This window comes from Bacillus sp. 2D03 (genome assembly GCF_003946765.1).
Lineage (GTDB): Bacteria > Bacillota > Bacilli > Bacillales > Bacillaceae_G > Bacillus_A > Bacillus_A cereus.
In genome coordinates this window covers 332,051-351,011 of sequence record NZ_RPSJ01000006.1, presented here as the reverse complement: position 1 = coordinate 351,011, position 18,961 = coordinate 332,051, and the positions used below count along the sequence as shown (strand labels likewise).

The following is an 18,961-nucleotide window of genomic DNA, read 5'->3' as shown; positions in this document are numbered from 1 at the left end:
CTGTACCAACTGCAGTTGCCCCCATATTTACTTCATATAAATGTTGACGCGATTGTTGAATTCGTTTCATATCACGTTCAAGTACGCGAGAGTATGCTTTAAACTCTTGTCCAAGACGAATTGGCACAGCATCTTGTAAATGTGTACGACCCATTTTAATCACATGATCGAACTGTTCTGCTTTTAATTCAAATACATCGTGCATATAACCCATCGTTTGTAATAAACCTTCTAATGCGTTTAATGTAGCGATATGAATCGCTGTTGGGAATGCATCGTTTGTTGATTGCGCCATGTTTACATGACTATTTGGACTAATATAGTGATAGTCTCCCTTTTCCATTCCTAATAATTCAAGAGCACGATTGGCAATGACTTCATTTGCATTCATGTTCATTGAAGTACCTGCTCCGCCCTGAATTGGATCTACGATGAAATGATCATGCCATTTTCCATCAAGAATTTCTTGAGCAGCCTCTGCGATTGCGCCACCCTTGTTCAATTCCAATCTTCCTACATCTGTATTAGCAAGCGCTGCTGCTTTTTTTACAATTGCGAACGCTCTAATTAAGCCTTCATGGATTTTGTATCCTGTAATCGGGAAGTTTTCAACTGCACGCATCGTTTGCACGCCGTAGTATGCATAGTTTGGTACTTCTTTTTCACCTAAAAAATCTTTTTCAATTCGAACACCATTTTTAACTTCAGTTAATGTTGCCATGATTATTCACTCCTTAACGATTTCTTATGCTGCTTTTGTTTCTTTGACTGTTTCTACATATTGTTTTGCTTTCTCATTATCGAATTCGCCTTCCCACTTCGACATAACAATGGCCGCTAATGCATTTCCTAATACATTGACAGATGAGCGAATCATATCTAAAATGCGGTCAATTCCCGCAATTAACGCGATACCTTCTAGTGGTAACCCCATTGAACCTAACGTTGCTAATACAACAACGAACGATGCACCTGGAACTCCCGCCATACCTTTGGATGTTAACATGAGAACGAATAATAACGTTATTTGCTCTGTCAGTGACATGTGCACACCGTACATTTGTGCAACAAACAATGCCGCTAACGCTTGATAAATAGCCGATCCAGTCAAGTTAAATGTATAACCTGTCGGAATTACGAAAGAAGCAACTGCCTTTGGACAACCGAACTCTTCCATTTTTCTCATTATATTAGGTAAAACAGCTTCTGAACTTGCTGTCGTAAATGAAAGAATCAGTTCTTCTTTTAAAATTTTCATTAATGTAAAAATGTTTACGCCAACCATTCTTGCATTAATACCTAATACAATCACAACGAATAGTATAACAGTTACGTATACAGCTAGCACTAGTTTTCCTAAAGGAAGTAGTGTTGCTACACCAAATTTTGCAACCGTAACGGCAATTAATGCGAATACACCAAATGGTGCAAATTTCATAACTTGATTTGTAACCCAAAACATCGCTTCGAGTACACCTTCAAAAAAGTTAAAGACAGGCTTTCCTTTTTCCCCAATTGCTGCAACTCCTAAGCCGAATAGTACTGAGAAGAATATAATCGGTAATAGGTCACCTTGTGCAATCGATTCAAATACGTTTTTCGGTACAATGTGAACAATTGTATCAGCAAAACCTTTCTTCTCTGTTGCATCTGCAGTTTGTTTATAAGAAGAAATATCACTTTGCTGTAAATTACTCATATCAACACCAGTACCTGGTTGGAATATATTCGCTGCAAGTAATCCCATTAAAATAGCAATCGTCGTAATAATTTCGAAATAAAGAATTGTCTTACCACCCAGTTTCCCAAGCTTCTTCATATCTCCTACACCAGCTACTGCAACAATTAATGCTGAAATAACAATTGGTACTACAATCATCTTAATTAAGTGAATAAATATATCCCCAATTGGTGTGATATAAGAAATCGCCGTTTTATTGCCATAAAAGACTGCCCCTACTACAATCCCTAAAACAAGCGCGACAAAAATTTGTGTTGCCAATCCGAATTTTTTCATTTATGTTCATCCCCTTCATGCGAACGCTTTCAATTTGAATTTATAAAAGCTACTCACACATCTTATAAGCGAACCTACAAAATCATACAAAAACCTACAAGTTCGTCACAAAAAATTCAAATATTTTTCTTCTTTTTTTCATTGACACCATTTTGTTAAAAAACGATAAAATAAACTTGATAAGTAATCAGATTGTTTCGTATAATCAAAAAGATATATACTTAAAACAAATCAAAATGAAAAGGAGTGGATGTTATGAAAAACTATACAAAGCAATTCGTCCTATCTTCTTCTTTTCTTTTTCATTTTCTTAAAAAGGAACAAAGGCATTCGCCTTTGTTCCTTTTTTATTGCGATCTATATAGGGGGAATTGTTATGAAGCCATATAAACGTGTCTTAATTAAATTAAGCGGCGGTGCACTTGCCGATCAAACTGGAAATAGCTTTAACTCCAAACGATTAGAACATATCGCAAACGAAATTTTATCCATTGTTGATTTAGGTATCGAAGTATCCATCGTCATCGGTGGCGGTAACATTTTTAGGGGGCATCTAGCTGAAGAATGGGGAATCGATCGCGTAGAAGCTGATAATATCGGTACGTTAGGTACAATCATTAACAGCTTAATGCTTCGCGGTGTTTTAACAAGTAAAACAAATAGAGAAGTACGCGTTATGACTTCCATTCCATTTAATGCAGTAGCTGAACCATACATTCGCTTGCGTGCAGTCCACCATTTAGATAACGGCTATATCGTTATCTTTGGAGGCGGAAACGGGCAACCGTTCGTGACGACAGATTATCCAAGCGTACAAAGAGCTATTGAAATGAATAGCGATGCCATATTAGTCGCAAAACAGGGTGTCGATGGCGTTTTTACAAGTGATCCGAAGCATAACAAATCAGCAAAAATGTACAGCAAACTAAACTATAATGATGTCGTTAGACAAAATATACAAGTCATGGATCAAGCGGCATTACTGCTTGCCCGGGACTACAATTTACCAACGCATGTCTTTAACTTTGATGAGCCTGGAGTCATGAAAAAAATATGTTTAGGTGAACATGTGGGGACGTTGATTAATGATGATGTTACGATGCTGGTGCATGAAAAATAATGATTTCCCACCAAAAAGGGTGCCTTTTGTAGGCACCCTTTCCTAATCCATCATCACAAATAGAACTCAACCAATCCCGCCACTTTCTCCTTACAACGCTCCCAAAAAGATAACTTCTCAAAAAACTCTTTCGTCATTTCTTTCGAATCATGAAAATCCTCTGTTAACGCCTTATTAACTTGTCCTACAATAGGACCGCCATAAATATAAAAATTCATTTCATCATTTATATTGAAGCTACGCGAAGTAAAGTTTGTTGTACCAATAACAGTTAATTCATTATCAATAAGCATTAATTTGCCATGGAACATTCCTTTTTTATACCCATATACAGTAATCCCATTATTAACAGCTTGACGTATGTATGGATACGCCGCTTCTTTTATAAGAGGTAGATCTGGTTTATATGACCAAAGTATTTTTACTGTAACACCACGCTTTTGTGCTGCGATTAAAGCATTCATGGATTCTTTATTTTTTGCTATAAAATACGGCGTTGCAATTACAATGGAGTGCTGAGCTTGTTTTATGAGCTCTATATATTTTTCAGCAACGTAATGCCCATTGTAACTAGTCATAGTATGTAATGTATTCCCTTTACTAGCTTTATTCGTACTCCTCTTTATCTCTTCTTTCGTATCTCGTTTCCAATCTAAAGCAAACTGCTCTTCTAAATCTTTTGCTCCTTCTCCTTTAAGCCGTACATGATAATCACGCCAATATCCAAATCGCTTATCTTTCCCTAAGTACTCATCTCCTATATTAAATCCGCCTGTATAGCCAATATCCCCATCAATCGTCGTAATACGGCGATGATTACGATGGTGAAGTGAATAAAATCCGAATGGCAATGCAGGTTTTCTACTATATGTAAAATGCACACCACTTTCCCGCAATTCATTTATCATCTTTCTTTCAAATGATAAATCATTAATGCGATCAACTGATAAATAGACGTTTACTCCTTCTTTTGCTTTCTCTTTTAATAAGTTTAAAAAAGTATGACTACTTTTATCATCCGACAAAATGAAGAAATAAGTGTAGATGGAGCTTTTGGCTTCTCTTATATCAGTAAATAATTGTTTATAAAAAGACTTCCCTTCTACATATAATTGAAAGTCACTATAATGAGGCGCATACTCTGTCGGCATGTTTTTTCCAGCTTCCATTTTCCTACCTAAGGTAACATCGATATGCATACAAATTACAATAAAAACGAAAATAGCAATAATAATAGAAGTAACTCTTAATATTTTTTTAATCATTTTGGTTTCCTTCCAATCATATTCCTTACTATTTCGTAGTGTTTCATTTAAATATGTTTTCATACGAAATGTATTTCTTATTTTTATTGATACTAAACAGTTAAAGGAGATACGAATATGAGAAAAGGAAAAACTCCTATTGTTTTTATCCCAGGTCTTTTCGGTTCAATGAGCAATATTATTATTCCCGGCACTGGTAATTGGAGTTTTGGACTTTCTGCATTTGTTTACGAACCATTCATCATGATGCTAGAAAGTATGGGGTACGAACGAAATAAAGACTTCTTCATCTGTTTTTATGACTGGCGGCAGCGTATTGTTTTTTCTACACAAAAATATTTATTACAAACGATTGCTTATGCTAAAAAGATTACAGGTTGCGATAAACTAAATTTAATTTGTCATAGTATGGGCGGCCTTCTTGGACGTTCTTACGTTCAAAGTGACGAATATAAAAATGATGTGAATCAACTTATAATACTCTGCACACCAAACGCTGGATCTCCACCAAATTATAGTTATTGGACTGGAGGCAGTCTCCCTATCCATGCCTCTTCTAAAATAAATATCGTTCATTTTTATATGGAACAATATATTTGTTACTTAAGCATCTTACATAAAATGAATAAAGTTGAGGCAATACACATTTACTTTCCAGGATTACAAGATGTTATTCCTTGTAAAGATTACGGAAATTATTTATTTATAAAATCCAACTCTTCTATTACATTTCTTCCTTATAGTAAGATGGAAACGAAAAACCCTTTCCTCGATACATTAAATAAAAATAGATTTATTATACAAAAAAGAAATATTGAAACGACACTCATTGCCGGAGATGGAGAGGAAACAACTCAATATTTACAAGTCGTCCCTTCACATTCCAAACTGAAATGGACAGACGGCAAAGTCGTCGGTGATTTACTTACAAAACATGGTGACGGTAACGCTGTTCTACATAGCGTTTTTCTTCTAGAGGGAAATAAATATGTTTTGCATGCTTCACATAACGAAGTGCTCTACAAAAGCATTCCTATACTACAAAAGATACTCTAAGTTTCAAACAAAAAAGGTATGGCATTAAGCCACACCTTTTCACATTAAACAAAATTTCTCGCATCATTATTTCTTCCAAACTTATAAATAGCAATTAAGAAGAATGCAATTGCGAAAGCGAATAAAATTAAAATGTTTAAATACAACTCCGAGAATGGTATTCCCTGCTGTAGTTTTGATATCGTATCTAACAACCAGCGCTGCGGAAGAAAATTAGCTACTTTTTGTACTGCACTTGGCATAATATCATATGGGAAATAACATCCAGCAAGTAAGCATGTTGGTACAATGATCATATTTTGCATCGCATTTGCCGATGCTGAGTTTTTCGAAAAAGCTACAAGGACTAATGATATTCCAATTGCGATTAATGCAAATAGCATTAGTACGCCCATCATCACTATGAAAGGCATATTGATATTCGTATGAAAAACATTCGTTAGGAATAGGATTGTAATCAAAATTTGTACTGTTAGTATTATCATATTTACTCCGACATTAGATAATATAAACTTCTTCCCATCTATCGGCGTTGATAATAGTCTAAAGTACGTTCTATTCTCTTTTTCTTTTAAAATATGACCTGATAAGTTCGCTGCTGAAAACAGCATAAACATAATAAGGTAACCCATCGTTTGATTTGTCATATCTTTATTTTTCGAAGTATCTTCTAGCGTCTCAGTTTTCATTTTAAATGAACTTTTTTGATACCCTGCGTACATATTGTCGAATGTGCTTTGATCTGTTCCTGCTATTTTACTAATAGCTGCTATATTATCAATATAATTATATAAATATGATTTTATAAATCCTGTTACTTGATCACCTTTAATCGATGAAATTTCAATATGCTCTGGTTTCCCTTCTCGAACACTTTTTGAAAAACCAGAAGCTAATGTAATAACTCCATCAAGTTTTTTGGAAGTGAGTTTATCTTCTACTTCAGACTCCTTCACCTTACTCACATTCACATGATTTAATCCTTCTAAAAACTTTATCGTATCATTTGCTATCGGCTCATTTTCTTTATTTACAATCCCGATATTTAACGTTCCTTGCCCTGCATTTCCGTATATCGAGAAGGAAATGAGCGTCCCTATTATCGGCAAGCTAATTATAATGAGTAAACTTTTTTTATTTTTCAAAAGCACAGATAACGTTTTTTGTATGAGCCATAAAATATCCTTCATACTATAGCCCCTCCCGTCTACGTAATGCAATAATTGCAATTAATAAAAAGAGTGCTGAAATTCCAAGGTTTAAAGAAATGACTGGTAGTGCTGCCCCTACATCATTTGCATAAATAATTTTCATAACAGCTGTATTTGCCCAAGTTAATGGCGATAAATTCGTAACGAAATTTTCTTCTATTACGAAATATGCACCTCCAAAAATAGAAGCTAATTGCACACCAACCATAATAATTGCCCTGGACGCTTCAGCTGTTTTCGTAATATATCCGATTCCTAAACCGAAACTAATTGCTAGAAAGACTTGTGTTAATAAAATAAGAAATATGATTCCAAGATGGTCGCCCCAATTCGCTTGAAAAACAAATTTACTAAATAACATGACGAGTAATATGCACAGGGCATTTGCTACTAGGCTACCAAGTACTTTTCCAATGAATATTTCAGCTTTACTTATAGGTGCAGCAATGAGACGATCTCCTGTTTTACGTATTCGTTCTCCTCGAATTAAAGAACTCGCTCCCATCGCAGCATACAGTGCAATCATCGTTGTCATTACAACCGCATAGTAATCCATAGAACCTGGTTTTTTCGCAGCTTGTAAGGATGTTTCTTTTATATAATCATTATGATTTCCGTTTGAAATAACTGTGCTCACCTTAGTAGGATCTACTTTTGCAACTTCGACCGCTACATTGTACTTATCAACAAATGTTGTAAGCATTCCTTCCACAATACTCCCCTCAATACTACTTTTATCACTTCCGTAAAATTTTGCACCATCTTTATTTAACTCTACATAAGCAGCATATTTATTTTTCTTCACTTCTTCTTTCCCATCTATACTGCCGGAAGCTTTTTTAAAATGAATACCTGATTTATCCACTTCTTTCGTAAATGCTGCAAATGATTGAGAAAACGTGCTACTCGCTTCATCTTTATATAGCACTTGTATATCTTTAATCGAATGACTATCACTATTAAATGCGTTGGTTAACGCTGTTCCTAACACAAGCATAAGTACAATCGGAAATGCTAACATAAAAACTAAAGTTCTTACGTCTCTGAAATCTCTTTTAATATGCATAATTGCAATATTGAAGATGTTCAATTGATGAACCTCCCTTTACCTTTTCTTCATTTACCTTTTATTTATCTCGTAAGTTTCTTCCGGTTAACGTAAGAAATACTGTTTCTAAGTTTGGAGCCTGCTCCTCTAACGAACGAATTTCAATGTCATGATTAATGAAATGCTGAATAATTTGATTTAAATTATTTAATCCTGCATCCGAGTTTACCTTGATTACGTTCTCTTCAATTTGAACAGCTTTCACACCGTTTATCTCTTTTAACTTTTCTACATCTAAATTTTCTACTGACTTCACTTCAATCCAAATATCTTTCGTATCTGTAATAATCGCTTTTAACTGTTCTTTCGTACCTTCTGCAATCACTTTACCGTGGTCGACAATTGCGATTTTCGTACAAATCTCTTCTACTTCTTCCATGTAGTGGCTCGTGTAAATAATCGTACTTCCCATTTCATTTAATTTACGTACTGACTGCAAAATGTAGTTTCTTGACTGTGGATCAATTCCAACTGTCGGCTCATCCATAATAATTAACTTCGGTCTATGAGCAATCGCACAAGCGATATTCAGTCTTCGTTTCATCCCGCCAGAAAAGTTTTTCGGATAACTTTTATGTTTATCACTAAGTCCTACAAATTGAAGTGCTTCCTCTACCCTAGCTTTTAATTCGGCTCCTCGTAATCCGTACAACCCAGCAAAGAATTTCACATTTTCATAGGCAGTTAACTCTTCATAAATCGCAATATCTTGCGGAACGATACCGATATTCATCTTCGCAAATCGGTTATGTTTCTTTATATTTTTTCCTAGTATGCTAATTTCGCCTTCATTACTTCTTAACAAACCAGCAATCATATTTATCGTTGTACTCTTACCAGCACCATTCGATCCTAAAAAGCCAAATATTTCTCCTTCTTTAATAGATAAAGACATATTATCAACTGCGATGAAATCACCAAATTTTTTCGTTAAATTTTTAATTTCTAATGTATTCATCATTTCACCCCTATTTCGGTTTCTCTGCTTTTAGTATAAACAAAAAGAATGAACCTGCTCAGTGCAGAAGTTCATTCTTTTCACATGAGAATATTCACTTTTTTCATATGAGATGGTTCATCTTCGTCCCATTCTCTTATATCGGCAACAACATCGTCACTGAAAAGCCACTTGTTCCATCTACAATAATTTTTCCGTTTACTGAAGCTGTTCGCTCCTCCATCCCCATAACACCGAGACCTTTTTTAACAAGAGCTGCCCCTTTTCCGTTATCCTTCACTTGCACCTTAACCATCTTGTTAAGCACATGAATATCTATAGAAATAACTGTAGCATCAGCATATTTCATTGCATTTGTTAGTGCTTCTGTAACATTCTCACCGATAATTTTCCACTGAATGGGAGAAATCATATCTAAGTTCCCTTTATATACAAAAGGAATATTCACATCATTCTTACCGGCAAATTCCTCTATGAATAATTTCATACGATGAATACCAATTTGCTCAGTTGGTGGCTTCATATTTTTTAATGTAATGCGAATACTTTCAATTCCATCTTTTGAAATGTGAATTGCATTTTGTAATAACTCCGCAGATTTTTCTTTATCTATTTCCATTAACCTTTTTGCTGCTTCCATTTGAATAAGCGCACCCGTCATCGAGTGACCAATTTTATCATGAATTTCTTGCGATAACCGATTTCTCTCTTCTAGCTTAAATGTGTATTCAGATTGTCTTATGTACTCTTTATTTTCATGTAAGCTTTTCGTAAGTCGTTGCATATCTTTTCGCATCTTATCATTTTGCGATTCAAGCTTTACTACACGCGATATATATCGATCTGCAATAGTTAAAACGAGAAAAGAAAATGCAACAATTAATCCATAAGTCATTCGAATACTTTCATCTGCAATCGTAATTGGGAGCATCATAACGACAAAGCGTGGCCAATTCTTTTCTATGTAATAGAATGTAATTTCGTATAAGTTCAAAGGTAAAAACAAAATAAAAAATGGATGAACCCTCCATGTAAATAACATAACTACGCCAATGGACATACAGATTAATATTTTTTTATACGTATCTTTTTTAAATATAGAAATCATTACGTTTACAGAGAGGTAAATAAGTAAAGTAAATATAACCCACGGTAAATTTGCTATATTTGCGTAAATATAACTGAACACAATATATAAAAAGACAATTAATTTACTTACAGTTAACCAAAATTCCATATCATTAATCTACTTTCCCTGTTAAGTAATAAATCGCAATTTGTGTGCGATGTTCAAGTCCAGTTTTCCCTAAAACTGACGTAATATAATTTGCAATTGTTCCCTCAGATATAAAAAGCTGTTTCGAAATTTCTTTATTTGAGAAACCTTTTGCAATTAATGCAATAATACTAAGCTCCCTTTCTGTGAAAAGGCTCTTATCAATTTTAAATTCTTCCTCTTTACTTTCCATTAAATTAGACTTAATTTTATCGAGAATAACATCTTGCATAACAGTTTGACCGTTATATACTCCTTTTATCGCATCACGAATACGCTCCGGATCGTTATTTTTTAATAAATAACCTTTCGCTCCATTTTTTACTGCATCCAAAATATATTCATCATCATCAAACGTCGTTAAAATAAGCGGTTTTGTTTTCGTCTCTTCACAAATGAACTTCGTCGCCTCTACCCCGTTCATATTTGGCATACGAACATCTAAAAGAGCAATATCAACTTCATGCTTTTTACAATACGCTACAGCTTCTTCCCCATCATTTACAGTATCTACTACTTCAAACTCTTCGTATGTATTTAAAATAATTTTCATGCCTTCTCTAATAAAAGAGTTATCATCTGCTATTAATATTTTAATTTTCATGTTTGTTAGTATGGACCTTTCCCTACTAACATTCACATCCTTTCTCCGTGTAACATTTCCTACTTGCTCATTATATACTTCTCTTTACCATTTTTTCACACCTTTTTTCATCTAGCTCTCCCGCAAAAAATATATTATTCTTTTTTTACAAAATGTGTAGGGTGACTTATCATTCTTTACGTCTATATAATAGAATGCGTCAAAAAGGAGGGAGAGACCGATTGAGGAAAAACAATTAATTGAAAAAGCACAGCAAGGAAGCGAGCATGCTTTTCGTATCCTTGTACAAACATATCGTCATTATATTTTTCAAGTTATCTTTTCTATTTTAAGACATGAAGAAGATTCGAAAGATGTTACACAAGAAGTATTCGTAAAAATTCACACCTCTCTCCCAAATTATCAATTTCGCGGATTAAAAACGTGGATGGCACGTATTGCCACCAATCACGCTATTGATTATAAGAGAAAGAAAGCTAGAGAAAGTGAAGAACTCTCCTTATGTAAAGAAGCTGAGGAAAATATACAGTCCTCTCATAATATTGAGGCTTTATTATTGACGAAAGAGCAAAAATTACTCATTGCTCAAAAACTGCGAGAACTTCCCGAAAATTACCGTGACGTCGTTCTCGCACATTACTTAGAAGAAAAGAGCTATCAAGAAATTGCTTTACAGGAAAACATCGAAGTAAAAACAGTCGAAATGAAACTGTATCGAGCACGAAAATGGATTAAAAAACATTGGAAGGAGGAAGAGTTTCTATGATGCATTATTCAAAAGAAGATTGGCGCAATTATACATTAGATTTTATAGAAAGTAATGAACGTGAATCTATGGAAGAACATCTTTATGAATGTGATCATTGTTTAGCACTTTATATGGAAAGTATTGATGAACAACATGAAAACCTTCCAATGATAAATGATGATTCATTTACGAACGAAGTTATGACGCAAATTAATTTTGAAACACTACAGTCTAATGAAAATATAAAAACAACCTCACTAAAGCGCACGATCATTCATTACATAATTGCGACTGCGGCTACAATTATTTTTATGGTAAGTGGTTTATTTCAGTATATTTTTACAGCGACATCAAATTTAGAGAAATCTTCAAAACATAACGAGTCTTCTATTTCACAACAAATTGTAAACAAATCGGTAGACACATCGAAAAAGGACGGAGGTTCAAAGCATGAATAAAAATCCCTTTTTAGCACTTGTATTAGGGCTAATTCCTGGGCTTGGACATTTATACTTAAAAAAGCTAGGACGGTTTATTTTATATAGCGGGGGATCACTATTTCTATTCTCCTTTGCAGTATTTTGTACCATAGTAGTAAGAGAACGTGATATTGCTTTTCTTTCTCTATTTTTACTAGCTGTTCTATGGGTAATTAACTTACTAGATTTAGTTATCACCATTATAAACCAAACGAAAAAGCAAGAAGCTGGAGAAGTGATAAATTCCTCTAAAGAGAGCGAACGATTTTATATCATTCTCTTATCCATCATCCCTGGGCTTGGCCATTTCCAATTAGGACTTATGCAACGCGGACTTACATTTTTAGTAGCTTGCACAGGAATCGGAAGTATGATCATTTTCGTTGCACTTTTAACATCGCAAGAAAGTTTTCTTATCTTCCTTATTACGTTACCTGTTTTATGGATTTATAATTTCTTTGACGTTGTTCAGCAACTACAGAAAAAAGAACGTGGCGAGCAACTAGATGATCGTACTATTTTCGAAGAGTTTGAAGAACATCGTGAACAAGGAAAGAAGAATAAAACATTCGCTTCTATTTTAGCGATGTTCCCCGGAGCAGGACATATGTATTTAGGCTTACAACGCCGCGGCCTTCAGCTTATGGCAGCCTTTTTACTTTCAATATATTTACTCGATTTATTAAGACTTTCTGCGTTTTTATTTTTAGTTCCAATCATTTGGTTCTATAGCTTCTTTGACGCTTTACAGCAAACTGCAAAGTATGGAAAAGAACGTGTAAATGACGAGCCTATCATTGATTATTTTATCAATCATCAAAGATGGATTGGTATCGGGTTAATTACACTCGGTGGTTATTATTTATTAGATCAAACAGTCCTTCCTATTTTGAATGATTACTTTGCAACTATATTTAACATTCATCTTAGCGAGCTATATTATCGCTATTTCCAAACATCTATCGTTGCACTCCTCTTAATTGGCGGCGGCTTTAAATTGTTACTTGGAAATAAAGAAAACAAAGGTGGTACAAAAGAATGAGAACATGGCGTGTTGGAACATTCTCAATGGGGCTTTCTATTATATCGTTAGGATGCTTTTTACTTTTTTCAGTCGTAAAAGGAATTCAAGTATTAGATACACTAACTGCATGGTGGCCAGTTTTACTTATCATACTTGGAGCTGAAGTTTTACTATACCTTCTATTCTCTAAAAAAGAGCAATCTTTTATTAAATATGATATTTTTAGTATTTTCTTTATCGGCGTTTTAGGAAGTGTCGGAATTGCTTTTTACTGTTTATTATCAACTGGATTACTAGAAGAAGTTCGTCATTCTATTAATACAACGAGGCAAACGAGTAATATTCCAGACGGACAATTTGATATACCTGAATCTATCAAAAAAATCGTAGTAGATGCAGGACATCAGCCTCTAACGATAGAGGGAAATAATACAAATCAAATTCATCTTTTGGGAACTTATGAAATGACAACGAAAGCAAATGAAAAACTCAATTTAAAACGAGATGATTTCCTTTCAGTTCAAACGGCTGGAGAAACGATGTATATCACTTTAAAATCATTACCTGTTCAGCATACGTTATTTAATTCAGCACCACAGGTGAAACCAACGCTTGTTCTTCCACAAAATAAAAATGTGGAAATCCGTGCTTCAAATAACGAACTATCTCTTTATCCAGGTCAATTGCAAAATAATTGGTTTGTACAGGAAAGCTCAAGAGTGTCTGTCCATCTTGCAAAAGAGAGTGATGTTTCTTTAACAGCAGTAACGAATCAAAAAGAAACACATGGAAGTACACCTTGGGAACAAGTAGAAGATTTAACGAAAAACGAAAATACTTCTTCAGAAGAACATCCAGAATTAAACACCCAAGAACATTGGTATAAAAATTCGATTAAAACTGGAAATGGGACGTACAAGTTAAATATTGAGAAAGCTTATAATTTGAATATGAGTGTTCTCGAAAAATAAAAAACCTTCCGCAATTGCGGAAGGTTTTTCTCATATAATCGCTTTAATTCCTTCTAACACCAATCCAATCATAAATCCGCAAACCGCCCCGTTCACTCGGATCCACTGTAAATCTTTACCGACGTTATTTTCAATCATTTCGATTAACGTCTTATCATCTAACTTATCAAGGTTTTCTTGTACAAGCTTACCAATTTTCGAATGGTTCTTCTCAACAAGACTTACAACTTGTTTTTGTAACCAATCTTCTATTTTTTGAACTGTCTGTTCATCTTCTTTTATTTTATTCATTTGTTTTTGTAAAAATGGAATAACATATTTATCAGCAAATTCTTCATTATTTACAAAAGCAACTGCTCTTTGTTGTACTTGCTCCAGCATCTCTTTTATTTTGTCAGTAGCATTCCAATTGGCAATCCATTTTTCTTTCCAATTTTCTAATTCTTGTAGTAACGCTTCATTTTCTTTTACATTTATAATTTCTTGACGAATTTTCGATAAAATAAGTTGTCTCGTACTATTATCTGCATCTTGTAAGCTGTTAATATTACTAATGATAAACTTCTGCAAAATGCCGCCAATTTTATCTTCATCTACAATATTCATAAATGATTTCAAAGTAAACTGCAAGAATCCATCTACTTTTATATTTTCCATCGCCTTCATACCTAAGCTACCGAGCTGGTAACGAGCTTCATCTTGCGCTGTCCAATCTTTTACCTTCACTAATATGTAATCAAGTGTCTTTTCATCATATTCTTGCACAACTAATTGATCAACAAGCACTTGTAAAATGTTATTTGTATTAATTGTATGTAAATACGTCTTTAATTCTTTTTCAATAATAACCGCTAATTTTTCTGTATCGATTGAAACAATCGCCTTCTCAGCAATCGTTACAATGCCTTTTTTCACAGCATCAGACTGCATTTCTCTCTCTGCAATTTGTAGCACCATTTGTGCTAGCTGCATTTCTTTTACTTTATTCGTAATACTTTCTTTCGTTAGCCACTCATTTTCTAACGTATTGATGAGCCCTTTCGTTACTCGTTTACGGTTTTTAGGTAACAAAGCTGTATGCGGAATTGGAATTCCCATCGGGTGACGGAATAATGCTGTAACTGCGAACCAATCTGCAAGCCCGCCAACTAACCCAGCTTCAAATCCCCCTTGTATAATCTCTCCAGCTATCGTTCCTTGAAAAGGGATAGAAGCCGCAAAGCCTACACCCATAACCCCAAGCGAAATACCCGCTATATATTTAGTCTGTAATGACATCGTATACACATCCTCTTATTATGTAAAATAAAGCTTTTTTGTTGTATTTATTCAATATTAGTTATCCTTTATATATACTATAAAGAACTATTGTGAAAATAACAAAGATTTTTATGTACATGAAAAAATGAGGCTACAATTAGCCTCATTTTTCTTATACCGTTAACTCCAAACCTTTCCTATAATATTCATTCATTACATCTTTTGGAACCATACTTCCACCCGTTCCCCACACAATATGAGTACCTTTTTTCACCTTCTCTGTTAACTGTTGCTTTTGTAAATACTCATCTTCTTTATATACTTTCACTGGCCCAATCATACCTGCTAGTGCAGAAGGCTCTAAATAAATATTCTCCGTGTCAGCTAGTTCTTTTAACAATCTATATAACTCTTCATCGCTTACTGTGTAATTCCCACTCAAAAATGGTTCCATCGTTTTACCGACAAATCCAGACGGTCTTCCTACCGCTAGTCCGTCCGCGTCTGTTACATTATCGATCCCGATATCTTGAACAGTAATTTTATCATGAAGTCCTGTCATTAAACCGAGTAACATGCATGGAGAGTGCGTAGGCTCCGCAAAGAAGCAGTGCACGTTGTCTTTATACAATAACTTTAAACCAAATGCGACGCCACCAGGTCCGCCTCCTACCCCGCACGGAAGGTAAACGAATAAAGGATGCTCTTCATCTACTACAATCTCTAACTCTTCTAATTGCTTTTGTAATCGCGATGCTGCTACTGCGTATCCTAAAAATAAATCATGGGAATTTTCATCATCTACAAAATAACAGCTAGGATCGGCATCTGCTTGCTGACGCCCCTCTTCTACTGCTTTACTATAATCAGCTTCATACTCAATAACGTTTACACCTTTACTTCTTAATAAATCTTTTTTCCATTGTTTCGCATCTGCTGACATATGAACCGTTACGTTAAAACCTAGTTTCGCACTCATAATCCCAATGCTTAGCCCTAAATTTCCTGTTGAACCGACCGCAATTGAATATTTGGCAAAAAACTCTCTACATGTATCACTATCTAAAATGGAATAATCATCTTCTTCTGTTAACATACCGTGCTGCAAAGCTAGTTGTTCAGCATGTTTCAACACTTCATAAATGCCGCCCCTAGCTTTAATTGATCCTGATATCGGAAGATGACTATCACATTTTAATAATAATTCTCCTAAAATAGGTTGCTTGTAATTTGTCTCTAAAGCTTCTTTCATAGAAGATATTTTCACTAAAGGTGATTCGATTATGCCATTCGTCCCTTTCGTTTCAGGAAAAACTTTCGCAATATATGGTGCAAAACGCTTTAATCTCTCTTCCGCATCTTTTACATTCTCTTCATTAAGTGGTGAATCTTTTATTGCCCTTTCATACTTTTCTATGTTTGGATTTATCCAAAATACTTCTTCTGTTGCAATAAGTTTATTCACTAATGGGTATTCTGCTTGTAATGCCCCTATTTCTTTCATTTTGTTTCCTCCTTATATCCTTGTAGCTCACCATATAATAAATTATAATTAAATTAATTTTAATATAGTTTAACACAAATCGTTAACTTTAGTTAATTTTAATTTAATTTATTTAAATATAATTTAATAACCCTTAAGGAGATTTTCATTATGGAAAATATAGATATTGGTAAAAAAATTGAAAAACAAAGAAAAGAAAAAGGTTTAACTAGTAAAGAACTAGCAAAGATGGCCGATATTACACCATCTATGTTAAGTCAAATTGAGCGTGGGTCTGCTAACCCTTCTATTCAAACATTAAAAGTGCTTGCTAAAGCTCTTGATGTGCCAACATTTAGCTTTTTACTTGAAGATACAAATACAGACGATTTAATTGTACGTTCCCATAAACGAAAGAAAATGATTATTGATAATTTATCATATGAAATGCTTTCACCTGATTTCACTGGAAATTTAGCAACAGCAATTATGACCGTCCCGCCTAATACAGCTTCATCAGAAAATGTGCTAGAACATAAAGGAGAAGAATTAGCATTTGTCTTAGATGGGAAAATCACATTATATTTAAATGAGGAAGAATACGTATTAGAAACTAGCGACAGTGTAAAAATACCTGCTTATTTAAAGCATAAATGGGTGAATCATTTTGAAAAAAATGCCATTGTTTTGTTTTCTGTTACTCCGCCGATTTTTTAATGTATCAATAAAAACAGGATGATTCTTATAAAATGCGGATTATCCTGTTTTTATTAAATAAGAAAGTGAAATTTTTGTTAAAAACTTAACAGTTGGACCCAATCCGAACAATCCTCCTAAAAACATTTTTACAAGTGAAGCTATCCCTCCCATTGATGCTAACGTATCATGAGTCAGATTCATCCCACCACTACCAGAGGCACTTGTAATATTCACATAAAAATAAGAAATACGTAAAAATTAATTAATTTTTCAGAATTTTGTTGAAAAATATGGTAAAATTACTCTTATACTTCTTCTATTTTGCTATTATAGAAATAATTAAATTAGGATACTTTTATCGGATGGGGGAATATATAATGAGTGTGTTATTAAAAGGGCATGAACAGATTGTCAACGAATTAAACATTTTATATCAAGTAATGGTAGCGGAGCAATTAATTGAAGCGAAACAATTAAAAGAAAAAATAGAGAAACAGATTAATAAAATTGAAGCTGATCAAAATCTATCGCTTTACTACTCCCTACTAAACTTTAAATATAAGGTCCTAACCGATTGGACAAACATTAAGTATGATACTTTTAGTCAAATTGTTCGTTTAGACAATCCAATAACTGAAGACTTTATTACTTATTATTATCACTTTTTTAAAGCTGAACATGCTACCATTATTGGAAATTATGATGAAGCAAAAAAAGAATACGAAAAAGCTGAATCCCTTTTAAAACATGTACCAGGCGAACTAGAAGAAGCTGAATATAAATATAAATTTGCTATATTTAATCACCATACAAACAAACCACTTACAGCAATCAATTATGCAAATCAAGCGAAAGAGATTTTCTCAAAATATCCACGTTATGAAATTAAAATAGCTCTATGCGAAAACATTTTAGGCTCATGTTCTGTTTATTTAAAACAATTCGAACAAGCCGAAGAGAACTATAATTCAGCAATCAATATTTTACAAAAGCTGAAAGACGATACACTAATCTTAAAAGTTCGAAATAACTTAGGTTGGCTCTACTCTTCTCAAAATCTATCAACCCTTGCTATTAGACATCTTACAATAGTTACAAACAAATTACCTAAACACCTAAAAGCCAATTTTCTACAAGCCAAAGAACATTTTAGTTTAAATGAAAAAGAACTTGCAAACGATTGGGTTCAAAAAGGCTTAGAAATTTGTAATGAATTAAATAATCAAGAATATAAACACCATTTCACTATCTTAAAAACACAACACACTGGTATTCTAGACGACTTAGAAAACGCAATCATTGCAGGCACTACATATTTTAACAGTAAAGAATTATACGATTATGCACAAGAATATTACGAATTATTAGCAGTAGAATTTCATAAAGTGAATAAAATAGAGAAATCTCAAAAATATTTTTTCAAAACTTACGAAGCAAAACAAAAATTATTAACTAAGGAGGCACTAAGATAATGAAAAAGATTAGTTTAGCTATTTTAACCTTTACATGCATACTTGCTTTTGGCTTTAATAATTTCACTGAAAATCAACAAGCAAAACAACTTCCAAAATGGGATACAGATAAACAAGAAACACATGCAGACCTGTAGAAACCTAAAAACCCCTAATAAAGGGGTTTTTAGGTTTCTACAATATAATAATACGCTTATAAAAGATAGCCAT

The 18,961-nt window shown here is 33.8% G+C and carries 20 protein-coding genes; 9 read left to right on the top strand and 11 right to left on the bottom strand.

From position 1 onward, the window contains the following. Both EBQ15_RS16575 and EBQ15_RS16570 read right to left on the bottom strand, forming a co-directional pair. Positions 1-721 (bottom strand): lyase family protein (locus EBQ15_RS16575; protein ID WP_241228014.1); only part of this gene is annotated, 721 nt, incomplete at its 3' end. Between the two features lie 24 nt (positions 722-745). Next, entirely contained in the window at positions 746-2,017 is a 1,272-nt protein-coding gene (locus tag EBQ15_RS16570; RefSeq protein ID WP_000713290.1) for a cation:dicarboxylate symporter family transporter, read from the bottom strand. A gap of 376 nt (positions 2,018-2,393) precedes the next feature. Here EBQ15_RS16570 and pyrH point away from each other — a divergent pair, with 376 nt between their 5' ends. Continuing rightward, positions 2,394-3,137, top strand: a complete 744-nt coding sequence (pyrH, locus tag EBQ15_RS16565) for a UMP kinase (protein ID WP_000806138.1) — start codon at positions 2,394-2,396, stop codon at positions 3,135-3,137. Between the two features lie 53 nt (positions 3,138-3,190). Here pyrH and cls read toward each other — a convergent pair whose 3' ends face one another. Beyond that, positions 3,191-4,402, bottom strand: coding sequence for a cardiolipin synthase (gene cls / locus EBQ15_RS16560; protein ID WP_000591931.1), 1,212 nt, complete (start codon positions 4,400-4,402; stop codon positions 3,191-3,193). Positions 4,403-4,519: 117 nt separating this feature from the next. On the opposite strand from cls, the gene EBQ15_RS16555 reads away from it, so the two are divergent. Then, complete coding sequence (locus EBQ15_RS16555) at positions 4,520-5,458, top strand: esterase/lipase family protein (RefSeq protein WP_001225396.1); 939 nt, start codon at positions 4,520-4,522, stop codon at positions 5,456-5,458. A 44-nt stretch (positions 5,459-5,502) separates the two neighbouring features. Here EBQ15_RS16555 and EBQ15_RS16550 read toward each other — a convergent pair whose 3' ends face one another. The 5 genes from EBQ15_RS16550 to EBQ15_RS16530 all read right to left on the bottom strand — a co-directional run bounded on the left by EBQ15_RS16550 (position 5,503) and on the right by EBQ15_RS16530 (position 10,615). Then, the gene (locus EBQ15_RS16550) at positions 5,503-6,648 is read right to left on the bottom strand and encodes an ABC transporter permease (RefSeq protein ID WP_000651878.1); all 1,146 of its coding nucleotides are present in this window, start codon (positions 6,646-6,648) and stop codon (positions 5,503-5,505) included. A gap of 1 nt (position 6,649) precedes the next feature. Next, positions 6,650-7,759, bottom strand: a complete 1,110-nt coding sequence (locus EBQ15_RS16545) for an ABC transporter permease (RefSeq protein WP_001020149.1) — start codon at positions 7,757-7,759, stop codon at positions 6,650-6,652. Positions 7,760-7,796: 37 nt separating this feature from the next. After that, positions 7,797-8,735, bottom strand: a complete 939-nt coding sequence (locus tag EBQ15_RS16540; RefSeq protein ID WP_001093811.1) for an ABC transporter ATP-binding protein — start codon at positions 8,733-8,735, stop codon at positions 7,797-7,799. Positions 8,736-8,871: 136 nt separating this feature from the next. After that, positions 8,872-9,972 (bottom strand): sensor histidine kinase, encoded by a 1,101-nt coding sequence (locus EBQ15_RS16535; protein WP_000397679.1) that lies wholly within the window; start codon positions 9,970-9,972, stop codon positions 8,872-8,874. Positions 9,973-9,976: 4 nt separating this feature from the next. Next, positions 9,977-10,615, bottom strand: a complete 639-nt coding sequence (locus tag EBQ15_RS16530) for a response regulator transcription factor (protein ID WP_001999532.1) — start codon at positions 10,613-10,615, stop codon at positions 9,977-9,979. Between the two features lie 220 nt (positions 10,616-10,835). On the opposite strand from EBQ15_RS16530, the gene EBQ15_RS16520 reads away from it, so the two are divergent. From EBQ15_RS16520 to exsE, 4 genes are read left to right on the top strand one after another with little or no spacing between them, the layout of a single operon-like run. After that, positions 10,836-11,381 (top strand): RNA polymerase sigma factor, encoded by a 546-nt coding sequence (locus EBQ15_RS16520; protein ID WP_306302920.1) that lies wholly within the window; start codon positions 10,836-10,838, stop codon positions 11,379-11,381. Further along, positions 11,378-11,821, top strand: coding sequence for a hypothetical protein (locus EBQ15_RS16515; protein ID WP_000972351.1), 444 nt, complete (start codon positions 11,378-11,380; stop codon positions 11,819-11,821). The genes EBQ15_RS16520 and EBQ15_RS16515 overlap by 4 nt, the downstream gene beginning before the upstream one ends. Beyond that, positions 11,814-12,884 (top strand): hypothetical protein, encoded by a 1,071-nt coding sequence (locus tag EBQ15_RS16510; RefSeq protein ID WP_001039119.1) that lies wholly within the window; start codon positions 11,814-11,816, stop codon positions 12,882-12,884. Before EBQ15_RS16515 ends, EBQ15_RS16510 begins: the two co-directional genes overlap by 8 nt. After that, the gene (gene exsE / locus EBQ15_RS16505; protein ID WP_001261429.1) at positions 12,881-13,837 is read left to right on the top strand and encodes an exosporium protein ExsE; all 957 of its coding nucleotides are present in this window, start codon (positions 12,881-12,883) and stop codon (positions 13,835-13,837) included. The genes EBQ15_RS16510 and exsE overlap by 4 nt, the downstream gene beginning before the upstream one ends. Positions 13,838-13,867: 30 nt before the next feature. Here exsE and EBQ15_RS16500 read toward each other — a convergent pair whose 3' ends face one another. Both EBQ15_RS16500 and EBQ15_RS16495 read right to left on the bottom strand, forming a co-directional pair. After that, on the bottom strand, positions 13,868-15,115 hold the full coding sequence (locus EBQ15_RS16500; RefSeq protein ID WP_000058296.1) for a DUF445 domain-containing protein: 1,248 nt from the start codon (positions 15,113-15,115) through the stop codon (positions 13,868-13,870). Positions 15,116-15,269: 154 nt separating this feature from the next. Next, positions 15,270-16,601 carry a D-serine ammonia-lyase gene (locus EBQ15_RS16495; RefSeq protein ID WP_000658535.1) on the bottom strand — a complete coding sequence of 444 codons (1,332 nt, stop codon included), beginning with the start codon at positions 16,599-16,601 and terminating at the stop codon, positions 15,270-15,272. A 150-nt stretch (positions 16,602-16,751) separates the two neighbouring features. Between EBQ15_RS16495 and EBQ15_RS16490 the strand changes: the two genes are divergently transcribed. Then, positions 16,752-17,297 (top strand): helix-turn-helix domain-containing protein, encoded by a 546-nt coding sequence (locus EBQ15_RS16490; protein ID WP_000427639.1) that lies wholly within the window; start codon positions 16,752-16,754, stop codon positions 17,295-17,297. Positions 17,298-17,336: 39 nt separating this feature from the next. On the opposite strand, the gene EBQ15_RS16485 is transcribed toward EBQ15_RS16490, so the two are convergent. After that, on the bottom strand, positions 17,337-17,513 hold the full coding sequence (locus EBQ15_RS16485; protein ID WP_001999537.1) for a hypothetical protein: 177 nt from the start codon (positions 17,511-17,513) through the stop codon (positions 17,337-17,339). Between the two features lie 143 nt (positions 17,514-17,656). Here EBQ15_RS16485 and EBQ15_RS16480 point away from each other — a divergent pair, with 143 nt between their 5' ends. Both EBQ15_RS16480 and EBQ15_RS31190 read left to right on the top strand, forming a co-directional pair. Next, on the top strand, positions 17,657-18,751 hold the full coding sequence (locus tag EBQ15_RS16480) for a response regulator aspartate phosphatase (RefSeq protein WP_000114846.1): 1,095 nt from the start codon (positions 17,657-17,659) through the stop codon (positions 18,749-18,751). Further along, complete coding sequence (locus EBQ15_RS31190; protein ID WP_000724010.1) at positions 18,751-18,888, top strand: hypothetical protein; 138 nt, start codon at positions 18,751-18,753, stop codon at positions 18,886-18,888. Before EBQ15_RS16480 ends, EBQ15_RS31190 begins: the two co-directional genes overlap by 1 nt. Positions 18,889-18,961: the final 73 nt, after the last annotated feature.